Annotated in this window: 9 protein-coding genes; 2 read left to right on the forward strand and 7 right to left on the reverse strand. The window is 59.6% G+C overall.

The window, feature by feature from the left end; all coding sequences use genetic code 11:
* Positions 1 to 242: 242 nt before the first annotated feature.
* From HHJ19_RS05825 to HHJ19_RS05835, 3 genes are all read right to left on the reverse strand, one after another.
* The gene (locus tag HHJ19_RS05825) at positions 243 to 1,346 is read right to left on the reverse strand and encodes an ABC transporter ATP-binding protein (RefSeq protein ID WP_296904915.1); all 1,104 of its coding nucleotides are present in this window, start codon (positions 1,344 to 1,346) and stop codon (positions 243 to 245) included.
* The gene (locus HHJ19_RS05830) at positions 1,343 to 2,902 is read right to left on the reverse strand and encodes an iron ABC transporter permease (RefSeq protein ID WP_296904917.1); all 1,560 of its coding nucleotides are present in this window, start codon (positions 2,900 to 2,902) and stop codon (positions 1,343 to 1,345) included. Before HHJ19_RS05830 ends, HHJ19_RS05825 begins: the two co-directional genes overlap by 4 nt.
* Before the next feature lie 174 nt (positions 2,903 to 3,076).
* Positions 3,077 to 4,114, reverse strand: coding sequence for an iron ABC transporter substrate-binding protein (locus HHJ19_RS05835; RefSeq protein WP_296904919.1), 1,038 nt, complete (start codon positions 4,112 to 4,114; stop codon positions 3,077 to 3,079).
* Positions 4,115 to 4,430: 316 nt separating this feature from the next.
* Here HHJ19_RS05835 and HHJ19_RS05840 point away from each other — a divergent pair, with 316 nt between their 5' ends.
* Complete coding sequence (locus tag HHJ19_RS05840) at positions 4,431 to 4,934, forward strand: pyridoxamine 5'-phosphate oxidase family protein (protein WP_296904928.1); 504 nt, start codon at positions 4,431 to 4,433, stop codon at positions 4,932 to 4,934.
* A gap of 113 nt (positions 4,935 to 5,047) precedes the next feature.
* Here HHJ19_RS05840 and HHJ19_RS05845 read toward each other — a convergent pair whose 3' ends face one another.
* The 4 genes from HHJ19_RS05845 to HHJ19_RS05860 form a co-directional block, all read right to left on the reverse strand.
* Positions 5,048 to 7,675 (reverse strand): bifunctional aconitate hydratase 2/2-methylisocitrate dehydratase, encoded by a 2,628-nt coding sequence (locus HHJ19_RS05845; RefSeq protein WP_296904921.1) that lies wholly within the window; start codon positions 7,673 to 7,675, stop codon positions 5,048 to 5,050.
* A gap of 70 nt (positions 7,676 to 7,745) precedes the next feature.
* Positions 7,746 to 8,396: a hypothetical protein gene (locus HHJ19_RS05850; protein ID WP_296904923.1), complete on the reverse strand. Its 651-nt coding sequence runs from the start codon at positions 8,394 to 8,396 to the stop codon at positions 7,746 to 7,748.
* Between the two features lie 23 nt (positions 8,397 to 8,419).
* On the reverse strand, positions 8,420 to 9,445 hold the full coding sequence (locus HHJ19_RS05855; RefSeq protein WP_296904925.1) for a CoA ester lyase: 1,026 nt from the start codon (positions 9,443 to 9,445) through the stop codon (positions 8,420 to 8,422).
* 55 nt (positions 9,446 to 9,500) lie between these two features.
* Positions 9,501 to 10,487 (reverse strand): malate dehydrogenase, encoded by a 987-nt coding sequence (locus HHJ19_RS05860; RefSeq protein ID WP_296904926.1) that lies wholly within the window; start codon positions 10,485 to 10,487, stop codon positions 9,501 to 9,503.
* Positions 10,488 to 10,761: 274 nt separating this feature from the next.
* On the opposite strand from HHJ19_RS05860, the gene HHJ19_RS05865 reads away from it, so the two are divergent.
* A complete protein-coding gene (locus HHJ19_RS05865; RefSeq protein WP_296904927.1) occupies positions 10,762 to 11,568 on the forward strand; it encodes a GntR family transcriptional regulator in 807 nt (268 codons plus the stop codon).
* The last annotated feature ends 181 nt before the right edge of the window (positions 11,569 to 11,749 follow it).

Consider the following 11,749-nt stretch of genomic DNA (forward strand, 5'->3'; position numbering starts at 1 on the left):
CAGCGTCTGCCATAGCGCCACGCAGCTTTTTCCGGCAAGCGTCAGCCAGCGGCAGACGCTGCCGGGGCACAAAAGTCATGTGCTCCGCGCCGCAAGCGTCAAGGCAGCGTCACAGCATCCTGAAAATTTGATATATTTTTTATAGCAAACTATATCGATACTTGCTGGACCAGCGCCGATATTTGTCAATGTTTTGGGGTGAAGGCCGCAGCGAGCCCCTACCGACAACTTTGGGCCGCTGCTCAGTCGCTGAAGACATGGGCCTGACCGGCTACCGTGATGCGCACCAGCGCGCCCACCGGAGGCGCGCGCAAGCCCGCGCTGTGCAGCAACAGCGGCGCGTTCCTGGTTTCGACGCCAGCCGGCTGGCTAATGGCTGCGCCGATGCGGCGCAACAGCCGCACCGTGAGCACGCTGACCGCACCGCCAAAATCGGTATCGAGCACCGCGCCGTAGCAGGCAGCGGGATCGGTGCCATGCTCGGTAATATCCGCAGGAACCTGGGCCACTTGCAGTTGCTCGGGTCGCAGCATGATTTGCGCGCTGCCCTCGCGCTGGCTGTCATCGACCGCGATGCGCCCGAGCGCGCAGTCGGCCCAGCCACCGGCCAGTTGCGCGGGCAGCACAATGCTTTCGCCCAGAAAACCGGCAATCGCTTCGTCCCTGGGACGCAGGTAGAGTTCAAGCGGATGACCGCACTGAACCAGCTGGCCTTCGCGCATGACGGCGACCTGGTCGGCAAAGGACAAGGCTTCGGACTGATCGTGGGTCACCAGGATGGTGGTGATGCCCGCCTTGCCAAGCAACTGCGCCACGGCTTTACGGGTGCTGGCACGCAAGCCGGTGTCGAGCGCTGAAAAAGGTTCATCCAGCAGCATCAGCCGGGGCCGCTGGGCCAGTGCACGCGCCAGCGCGATACGCTGCTGCTGGCCGCCGGAAAGTTCGTGCGGCCAGCGCGCCAGCATGGAGGTGTCCAGCGCCACCATATCCATCAGCTCGGCGATGCGCTCGGCACGCTGCGGCGCGTTGCGGGCCCGCCCGAAGCCGACGTTGCCCTCAACCGTTAGGTGGGGAAACAGCGCGCCGTCCTGCGGCACAAAGCCGATGCCGCGCCGATGGGCCGGCACCATTTCCGGGCCATCGGCCAGCAGTTGCTCACCGACTGTGACGCGGCCTGAATCAGGCGCCTCAAAACCGGCAATGATGCGCAGTAGCGTGGTTTTGCCCGAACCCGAAGGGCCGACGATGGCGGTACGGCTGCCCGCCGCCACGCTCAGGTTGATGCCACCCAGCACGGCGACCGCACCGTAGGATTTACGGACCTCAAAAAGCTCAAGGGAAGTCATCGTCCGGCACTCCGTTTCGATTGGGTGTAGAGCAGCCAGGTGATGGGCAGCGAAAGCAGGATCATGATCAGCGCATAGGGGGCGGCAGCGGCGTAATCGATCTCGCTGCTGTAAGCCCAGAATGCCGTGGCCAGGGTACGGGTGCCATTGGGCGCGAGCAGCAAGGTGGCCGTCAGTTCATTGGTAATACCGAGCGCCACCAGTGCCACGCCGGCAGCCGCGCCAGGCGCAGCCAGCCGCAGCGTGACGGACCACATGGCCCTTGCCGGGCTGCGCCCCAGACTGCGGGCGGCTTGTTCCAGCTCGATAGGGGCCTGGGCAATGCCGGCGCGCAAGCTGATTAGCGCGCGCGGCAAAAACATCAGGGCATAGGCCAGCAACACCGTCACCGCGGTCTGGTAAATCGGCAACGCCACCCTGACCGTAATGGTGACCAGCGCAAGCGCCACGACCACGCCGGGCAAAGAGCCCACCAAGTAGTTGCAGCCTTCCATGAAGCGCTGCAAACGCCCGGGCGAGCGGATCGACAGCCAGGCCATGGGAACTGCGGCCAGCGTGGTCAGCAAGGCGCCGACGGTGGCGAGCGCCAGGGTCTGGCTGATCGCAGGCCAGATCTCGTCAAAACGCCAGACACCGGCACCTCCCGCCGTCAGCCAGCGCAGCAGCGTGACCAGCGGCACACCGAGCGCAAGCACAGTGGTCAGTACCGGCAGCAACAGGCACGGCAGCGTGAAGCGCCCAAGGCGCCGCTGCTGCGGCATGCGGGCGGAGCCACTGCCCAGCCTGGCGTAACGCTCGGAACCGCGACCCGCAGACTCCAGCCCGAGCAAGGCAAAACAGCACAGCACCAGCACGCCCGACAGCATGTTGGCGGCCGGTCCGTTGTAGGAGGACTGAAACTGGTCGACGATGGCCGTGGTGAAAGTGTCAAAACGGATCATCACGTAGAGGCCGTATTCGGCCAGCAGGTGCAAACCGATCAACAGCGCGCCGCCACAAACGGCCAGCCGCAATTGCGGCAGGACGACCCGAAAAAACACCGTCCAGGGGTTCAGGCCCAGTGAGGCCGCGGTATCCTCCATGCCCGGGTCAAGCCGGCGCAAGGCGGCGGAAATTGGCAAATACAGAAAGGGGAAATACGCAAGCACCGACACCAACACGCCGCCAGGCAAGCCATGCAGGCCAGGCGCCACGGTAATCCACGCATAGCTGTGCACAAACGCAGGCACGGCAAGCGGGGCAACGGCCAGCCAGGCCCAGGCGCGCGCGCCCGGCACGTCACTCCGCTCGGTCAGCCAGGCCAGCGCCACGGCAAGCACCGCGCAGAGCGGTACGGTAAATACCACCAGCAAGGCGGTGTTGATCAGCAACTCCCCGACGCGGGGGCGAAAAATAAGCGCCGATGCCGTGGTCCAACCGGACTGAAAAGCCACCCAGACAACGAAACCCAACGGCACCAGCGACAGCAGCGAGACCAGCAAGGCTGCGCTGGCGACCCAGGAAAGCGGCCAGCGAAAGCACCACGGTCTTTTGTTAGATGGGGTTTGTTTGCTCATTGACCCATCTTGCGCGCGCGCGCCGCGCACGCCCGCAGCGGCGGAAAAAGACAGGGTGCTCACGGGCTGGCTCAAGTGAGGGTCTGAGGATGAAGCAAAGAAGAAGAAAGAGGGAGGACTGGCGGCACGGTATCCGCGCCGGGTGCGCGCTGCCAGGCTCGATCCGTCATCTCTTTAGAGAATGCCAGCCTGAGTCATCAGCTCGGTCACTTTTTTGCTGTTGAGTCTGGAAGGCTCGACTTTGGGCGCCTGCAGATCGGCCAGGGGCACAAGCCGGGGGCTGGATGCAGCTCCAACGCCCACTGCGTATTCATAGGAGTCTCCGGTTTTCAGGATCTCCTGGCCGCCCTTTCCGCTGACCCAGCGCACAAACGCCTGAGCTTCGGGCTGATGTTTACTCGATGCCAGCACACCACCCCCCGAAAGGCTGACAAATGCGCCAGGGTCCTGATGGCGGAAGTAATGCAGCTCGGTGTTGTTGCTGTTTTCACCGGTTTTGGCCTGGTCGCCGTAGCGGTAGTAGTGATAAATTACGCCGCCGTCAATCTGACCGGCGTTTACTGCCTTGAGGACCACGCCATTGCCTTTGTAGGCCACGACGTTTTCCTTCATGCCTTTGAGCCAGGCAAGCGTTGCCGCCTCGCCCTTCAACTCCAGTAAGGCGCCTACGATGGCCTGAAAATCCGCGCCCGCCGGGGACGCGGCCCAGCGACCCTTCCAGCTCGGGCTGGCCAGCTCCATAAGCGAAGCGGGAAGTTGCGCCTTGGTAAGCCTGCCCTTGTTGTAGACAAATACGGTGCTGCGGGCAGCAATTCCAACCCAGCGGCCATGCGCGGGGCGAAAATTATCGGGCACCTGGGCCAGCGTGGCTTCGCTCAGGGGAGTGAACAGACCGGCAGAATCCACCAGCGCCATGGCGGGGGAGTTTTCGGTTAAAAACACATCAGCACGGCTAGCTATGCCCTCTTGCACGATCTGGTTTCCCAGTTCCGTGTCACCACCATCACGCAGCGTCACCTTGATGCCGGTTTCCCGGGTGAAGCCTTCAGCCCAGGCCTTTGTCAGGCTGGCATGCTGCGCGTTGTACACCACGATGCCCTCGGTTGTCGGGGTGACGGGCTGGAGTGGCTGGGCCAGGCTGGAAACGGGAGCACCGATCAAGGTCGCGCTGAGGGCCAGCAGGCCCAGGGCGGGCGGAAAAGATATCTTCATGAGCATCCTTCTTCGAAGAAAAAAACCGTCCGGAGAGCGGCATTGGCAAAAATCTGAAAAAACCATCCGCGAATTAAAAAAGGATCTGCAATCGAGAATGGTAATGCGAATTACTTGCATCTTATTCTACTCCCATTCGTTGCTATACCGGCCGCTTTTAGGGTTGTTAAGCCCCGAGGACGGCTTGCTTGCCCCGCTTTGGCCGATGAAATAAATGTCGGTAGTGGCCGACACTAAAGGCAGCCGCTTACTGACGAGCAGTGATCCAGCTAAAGACTACGCTAAAAATCTTGAAACCAATCCATGGAGTTTTTTCATGCCAGTAGAAACAAGCGACTCCCAAAAGTTATGGGCGCTGATCAAAGACATCCGCTTTGGGATGTTTACTCATCGACATGCCAATGGGATGCTGCACAGTCACCCGTTGACAACTCAAAATAAATCGCTGGACGAAGGTTCAAGTCTCTATTTCTTTATCTCGCGGCAAAGCGAAATTGCACGCCAGATCCAGCAAGACGCTCGAGTCAACGTTGCCTACTCTAGCCCCGACGATGACAGCTACGTCTCTGTTTCGGGCGATGCCGCAATTATCGAAGACCAGGCAAAAAAAGAGGCCCTCTGGTCTCCCATGGCCAAAGCCTGGTTTCCCGCCGGTGCAGGCGACGCCACTCTCGCATTGGTGGAAGTCAGCATCGGTCACGCGGAATACTGGGATGTTACGGAAAGCAAAATGGTGCAGCTTGCCAAAATGGCCAAGGCAGCTGTCACCGGAGAGCGGGTGCAGAACATGGGTGAGCACAAGGAAGTGCGCATGCCCTGATGCTCGAACACGCGGATAGCTGTCGCCACTTAAAAAAAGCCCTGCGGTTTGATCGGCAGGGCTTTTTTTTCGCGCACGGCACTGCGGGCGCGGATGAACTGTCAAGCCGTTTCTCACGCAGGCAGGTTTTCTTTCACAGTATCGGCTAGGTCGGTGTAATCCTTGACCTGGTCAAAGTTCAGATACTGATAAATCTGTTCGCTGGCAGCTGTCAGAACCGTCATGTCAGCCATGTATTCGGCTTTGGTCGGAATCCGGCCGAGCTTGGAGCAGATGGCAGCCAGTTCGGCGGAGCCCAGGTAAACAAACGAGTTTTTACCCAAGCGGTTGGGAAAGTTGCGCGTCGAGGTCGAAAATACGGTGGCGCCCTCTTTTACCTGCGCCTGGTTGCCCATGCACAAGCTGCAGCCCGGCATTTCCATGCGCGCGCCGGCCGAACCCAGTACCCCGTAATGGCCTTCCTCGCTCAATTGCTTGGCGTCCATCTTGGTGGGCGGTGCGACCCAGAGCTTGACTGGAATGTCGCGCTTGTTTTCAAGCAGTTTGGAGGCGGCACGGAAATGCCCTATGTTGGTCATGCAGCTGCCGATGAAGACTTCTTCAATGACAGTGCCGGCCACGTCGCTGAGTGTCTTCACATCGTCCGGATCATTCGGGCAGGCCACGATCGGCTCATGGATGTCGGCGAGGTCGATTTCGATGACGGCGGCGTATTCGGCATCGGCATCGCCCTTGAGCAATTGCGGGTCGGCGAGCCAGGCTTGCATCGCGGCAATGCGGCGCTTGATGGTCCGAACATCCGAGTAACCCGTCGCGATCATCCATTTCAGCATCGTGATGTTGCTGGTGATGTATTCAATGATGGGTTCCTTGTTCAGGTGAACCGTGCAACCGCCGGCGGAACGCTCGGCAGAGGCATCACTCAACTCGAACGCCTGCTCGACCTTCAGGTTTGGCAAGCCTTCGATTTCGAGAATGCGTCCCGAGAAAATGTTGACTTTGCCCTGCTTGGCCACGGTCAGCAAACCGGCCTTGATGGCGTACAGCGGAATCGCGTTGACCAGATCGCGCAGCGTGATGCCAGGCTGCATCTCGCCCTTGAACCGAACCAGCACGCTCTCGGGCATGTCAAGCGGCATCACGCCGGTAGCTGCGCCGAAAGCGACCAGACCGGAACCGGCCGGAAAGCTGATGCCGATCGGAAAACGCGTATGGCTGTCGCCGCCGGTGCCTACGGTGTCGGGCAGCAGCATGCGGTTGAGCCAGCTGTGAATGATGCCGTCGCCAGGACGCAGCGGAATGCCGCCACGGTCGCTCATGAATTCAGGTAGCTCGTGGTGCATCTTCACGTCCACTGGCTTGGGATAAGCGGCGGTGTGGCAGAAGGACTGCATAACCAGATCAGCGGAAAAGCCCAGACAGGCCAGGTCTTTCAACTCGTCACGGGTCATCGGACCGGTGGTGTCTTGCGAGCCGACTGACGTCATTTTCGGTTCGCAGTAAGTGCCGGGACGAACGCCCTGACTTTTACCGTCGATGTCAGGCAAACCAACCGCTCGGCCAACCATTTTTTGCGCCAGCGTAAAACCGCGGCCGCTGTCGACCGGATTCTGCGGCAAGCGGAACAGAGTCGAAACCGGCAGACCCAGCGCCCAGCGCGCCTTGGCGGTCAGACCGCGGCCGACAATTAGCGGAATGCGGCCACCGGCGCGCACTTCGTCGAACAGCACCTCGCTTTTGAGCTTGAACTCGGCAATGACCTGACCGTCTTTTAACGCCTTGCCATCGTACGGACGTAGTTCGATCACGTCGCCCATGGCCATCTGGCTTACGTCAAGCTCGATCGGCAGCGCGCCGGAGTCTTCCATGGTGTTGTAGAAAATCGGTGCAATCTTGCTGCCCAGGCAGACGCCGCCGAATCGCTTGTTTGGTACGAAAGGAATATCCTCGCCGGTAAACCAGAGCACCGAGTTGGTGGCGGATTTGCGCGAAGAACCGGTTCCGACGACGTCGCCGACATACGCCACCAGGTTGCCCTTGGCCTTGAGCTCTTCGATGAACCTGACTGGGCCCCGCTTGCCGTCTTCTTCAGGAGTGACACCCGGCCGGGCGTTCTTGTGCATCGCCAGCGCATGCAGCGGAATGTCGGGGCGGCTCCAGGCGTCGGGCGCGGGCGACAGGTCGTCGGTGTTGATCTCGCCGGCGACCTTGAACACCGTCAGCTGGATCGATTCCGGCACTTCAGGGCGACTGGTGAACCATTCGGCATCGGCCCAGCTTTGCATCACAGACTTCGCGTATTTGTTGCCTTTTTCGGCCTTTTCCTGGACGTCATGAAACTGGTCAAACATCAACAGGGTGTTTTTCAGACCGCTGGCAGCCTTGTTGGCAACGCTGTCTTCGGCGTCGTCGAGCAACTCGATCATCGGACTGATGTTGTAGCCGCCCAGCATGGTACCCAGAAGTTGCGTGGCTTTTTCGCGCGAAATCAGCGTGCATTTCTCGCTGCCATGCGCCACGGCAGCGAGGTAGCTGGCCTTGACCTTGGCTGCACTATCCACGCCGGCAGGAACGCGGTGGGTGATCAGGTCCAGCAAAAACGCTTCTTCACCTTTTGGCGGGTTCTTCAGCAATTCGATCACCTCTCCGGTCTGCTGTGCAGACAAGGGCAGCGGCGGAATACCCGATACCGCGCGTTCGGCGACATGGTTGCGGTAGGTTTGCAAGAACTCGGGTGACATGCGGGCTTCTCCTTTAGGGAAAATTATTCGGAATCGTGGAACGGGTGGTTTAGCAGTCAGGCGCCGGCGCTTATTGGGCTGCTGTTGCCGGCAGGGCCAGGGTCGTCGTAGCTGGCGACGGCATGGCGGCTTCGGGCTTGAGCGCTTCCAGTATGCTGACGGGTGGATTGAGCTTCAGGTTCTCTGCAACCACCACTTGCGCCGGGCTCATGCATTCGTCGGCCAGGCGAATACCCAGTTTTTGGTTCATCAGCATCGATTTGTTGGCCAGTTGCAGCCACACTGCGCCTGCCTTTTGGTCTTCCAGTCGAATCGCGCCGGTAGAAGTCGTCACCGGAAACATGCGGTATTTGAAGTTTTTGCCCTGCATGTCAAAATATCCGGGCGCTTTGGTGTCAGCGGTCAGCGTGACCGAAGCCCCAAGTTCGCAGGGCAAACTGCCTTCGTACACCCGTTCGGCAATCGCCAGCTCGGCGGGCGTCAGAGCGGCTTCAGCCGCCTCAATCCCTGCAGCCACGTTCTTGGCGGCACTTTTCAGACTAATACGACCAGCGCTGACGGCTGGCTTCTTTTTGATAGCCGCCTGCTTGGCCACTTTCTTGGCTGAAGTTGCGGATTTATCCACAGGAGTAGCGGCCTGCGCTGAGGCGAAGCCGGAAGCAGCCAGAAAAACAGTCGCAGCAAGGGTAGCGGCAAGACTTGCCGTGTGGTTAAAGGTCATACGGTCTCGTAGTGTGTTGAAACTCAGTGAAGAGCGGGCTGGAAATACATTTTTGCCTCGGCAGAGAGCTTGCGCCCTGTCTGGTGCGCCCGCTCAAGCACTTGCCAGAAATAGCGGTAACTCGCGCGGTCGTGCAGCGTCCCATCAAAACTGATCGGAGCCCAATCAGCATGGTCGGCAGCAACTATTATTTTTGTCGCATTCTCAATTTCGCCCTCGCTCGGGGCACAGGCTTCAAGGATGGGGCGAATCTGGCTTGGATGAATGCTCCACATACGGGTGTAGCCCATTTCGCGCGCGCGCTGAGCGGCCGATTTCATCGCACCCACGTCATTAAACTCGGCAACCACGCAATGCGAGGGCACTTTCCCGTAAGCGTGGCAGGCTGACGCAATCTCCAGCTTGGCGCGCACCACCAGTGGATGCGTGAACTGCCCCGAAAGTGTCATGCCATTGGCCGAAATAGCCCCGCCGTGGGCCGCGACAAAATCCATCAGGCCAAAACTGACCGACTGTACCCGCGGATGTGCTGCAATTTCAAAAGCATGGCGAACGGCCATCGGCGACTCGATCAGCACATGCAATGGCAGATCACCAGCCGATGCAGCCAGCAGTGCCTCCTCCGCCTTGAGTACATCCGCCAGCGACTCGACTTTGGGCACCATGATGTGCGACAGCACGCCGGCGAGATTTCCGGCAATGACGGCCATGTCCGACTCAAAAGCAGGGTGGCCCACTGGGTGGACGCGAACTGCTACGCGGGCTTTGGCAAAGGAGAGTGTCGCCAGCGCCACCACCATGGCGGCGTGGTCGGCCTCGCCGCCGACCGGCGCACCGTCTTCGCAGTCAAGCGTCACATCGAAAACGCAGGCGCCGAACTCTTGCATCATCTCGGCCTGCAACTGCAGGCTTTTCCGCATCCGCGCCTCAACACCGCTGTAGTGGTCGCAAACCGGCAAAAAAAACGCCGCAGCCTGGGCACCCAGCAGAACTTCGCGCGGATGCTTGCCGCTTCCCGCACTGATCGCTTCGCGTACCACGCTGCCCATTGAGGAGACTGTGCTTTCTTGGAGCGGACCGGCACTACGCACGTCGTTCTTTGCCTTACAGCAGGTGGGCGACGCCAGCTTGCTCGTCTTGCAGCTCTTTCAGCGTCTTGCTGATGCGCTCCTGGCTGAATTCGTCGATGGCGAGGCCCTCGACCAGCTTGTATTCGCCGTTTTCGCAGGTCACCGGGAAGCCGAATATCGTATCTTTCGGAATTCCGTACTGGCCATCAGACGGGATGCCCATGGTGACCCACTTGCCATTCGTGCCGAGCGCCCAGTCGCGCATGTGGTCGATGGCGGCATTGGCGGCCGAAGCAGCCGACGACAATCCGCGCGCTTCAATGATCGCAGCGCCGCGCTTGCCAACGGTCGGCAAGAAGGTATTGGCATTCCATTCCTGATCATTGATCATCTTGGCAACGCTCTCGCCATTGATGGTCGCGAAACGGTAATCAGCGTACATGGTGGGCGAGTGATTGCCCCAAACCGTGAGCTTTTCAATGTCAGCCACGGCTTTGCCTGTTTTGGCGGCAAGCTGGCTGGCAGCGCGGTTGTGATCAAGACGCAGCATGGCAGTAAAGTTCTTGCGTGGCAGATCGGGCGCGCTTTTCATCGCAATGTAGGCATTGGTGTTGGCCGGGTTGCCAACGACCAGCACCCGGACGTTGCGGCTGGCAACGGCGTTGAGCGCCTTACCTTGGGCCGTGAAGATGGCGCCGTTGACTGCCAGCAGCTCGGCGCGCTCCATACCTGGGCCGCGTGGGCGCGAGCCCACCAGCAAGGCGTAGTCGGCGTCCTTGAACGCAGTCATGGGATCGCTGTGTGCCTCCATGCCAACCAACAACGGAAAAGCGCAATCTTCAAGCTCCATCATCACACCCTTAAGCGCTTTCTGGGGGCCTTCAACCGGGACTTCGAGCAACTGCAGAATGACTGGCTGGTCTTTGCCGAGCATTTCGCCCGACGCAATGCGAAACAGCAGCGCGTAACCGATTTGGCCTGCTGCACCAGTAACCGCGACACGGACAGGTTTTTTGCTCATGATTGACAACTCCAGGAAAGTAAAAAATTGCTTGAAACAGGATGTGAAGCGAAATGTTCGGCGTCGACCTGTGGCCTTTCAAAGGCTTGGGATGAATTTTTGCACCCCTGCATGCACAGGCGGGGCATTGCGCTCAGCGTAATATTTTACGCCCGAAAAGAACCAGCCGTCAATTTGTCTTATATCTTATATAAGATATGATTCAAACTTAAGTTACCCCTTCGCGCCGTGCGCACCACGCCGCCGTTTTAACCCGCTGTTCCGGTCTGTCTGTATGGCAATCAATCCTTCACCTGCAAGCTTCGACGCAACCCTCAGCACCGGCGAAACCGGCGCGAGTACTGTTGCGGGCGTCGCCCCGGCTTTCAGCCCGCTATACCAGCAAATCAAGATGCTGATCTTGCGCAGCTTGCAGGCCGGTGAATGGAAGCCGGGTGAACTGATTCCCAGCGAAATGGAGCTCGCCGTGCGCTTTCGCGTCAGCCAAGGCACAGTACGCAAGGCGATTGACGAACTCGCCGCCGAAAACCTGGTGATGAGACGCCAAGGCAAAGGCACCTTTGTCGCCACGCATGCGGAGCAGCATGTGCAATACCGCTTCCTCAGACTGATTCCTGACAACGGCGACATCAGCAGTGAAGGCCCGGCCGAGCGGCAGATCATTGACTGCAAACGCGTTCGCGCTTCTGCCGACATCGCCCGCCCGCTGGCCTTGCGCGCTGGCGATGCGGTGCTGCAATTGCGCCGGGTGCTGGCCTTTCAGGGCACGCCCACCATCGTTGAAGATGTCTGGTTGCCCGGCGGCCCCTTCAAGGGAATGACTGCCGACCGCTTGGCAAGCTACAGCGGCCCTATGTATGCGCTATTTGAAACCGAGTTTGGCGTACGCATGGTGCGCGCGGAAGAGAAAATTCGGGCTGTTGGCGCAGACGCCGAAGCGGCCAGGCTGCTTGGCGTGTCGGAAGGTGAGCCGCTATTGAGCGTCGAACGCATTGCCTACACTTATAACGACATGCCGATGGAACTGCGCCGCGCCCTGTACCGAACCGATACCCACTATTACAAAAATCAGCTGAGCTAGGGAAAACCATGACAGGAACAGTCTCCAGCTGATTTTGTTGCATTGCAATAGAATTGAGTTGTTTCGCTAGTAATCACGATTCCGGTTAGTTACCACCCGGTTACACCCACGAAAGCCAAAAAAAATGACAGAGCTGGCATCCACAGAACGTCCCAAGCGGCCCGAATTCCGCAACATGCAC

Source organism: Polaromonas sp., assembly GCF_012927415.1.
Classification (GTDB): domain Bacteria; phylum Pseudomonadota; class Gammaproteobacteria; order Burkholderiales; family Burkholderiaceae_C; genus Polaromonas.

Bases quoted from the DNA above. Each gene is read 5' to 3' on its own strand.
- HHJ19_RS05840 (WP_296904928.1), top strand. From the start codon at position 4,431: ATGCCAGTAGAAACAAGCGACTCCCAAAAGTTATGGGCGCTGATCAAA.
- HHJ19_RS05865 (WP_296904927.1), top strand. From the start codon at position 10,762: ATGGCAATCAATCCTTCACCTGCAAGCTTCGACGCAACCCTCAGCACC.
- HHJ19_RS05860 (WP_296904926.1), bottom strand. From the start codon at position 10,487: ATGAGCAAAAAACCTGTCCGTGTCGCGGTTACTGGTGCAGCAGGCCAA.
- HHJ19_RS05850 (WP_296904923.1), bottom strand. From the start codon at position 8,396: ATGACCTTTAACCACACGGCAAGTCTTGCCGCTACCCTTGCTGCGACT.
- HHJ19_RS05835 (WP_296904919.1), bottom strand. From the start codon at position 4,114: ATGAAGATATCTTTTCCGCCCGCCCTGGGCCTGCTGGCCCTCAGCGCG.
- HHJ19_RS05830 (WP_296904917.1), bottom strand. From the start codon at position 2,902: ATGAGCAAACAAACCCCATCTAACAAAAGACCGTGGTGCTTTCGCTGG.
- HHJ19_RS05845 (WP_296904921.1), bottom strand. From the start codon at position 7,675: ATGTCACCCGAGTTCTTGCAAACCTACCGCAACCATGTCGCCGAACGC.
- HHJ19_RS05825 (WP_296904915.1), bottom strand. From the start codon at position 1,346: ATGACTTCCCTTGAGCTTTTTGAGGTCCGTAAATCCTACGGTGCGGTC.
- HHJ19_RS05855 (WP_296904925.1), bottom strand. From the start codon at position 9,445: ATGGGCAGCGTGGTACGCGAAGCGATCAGTGCGGGAAGCGGCAAGCAT.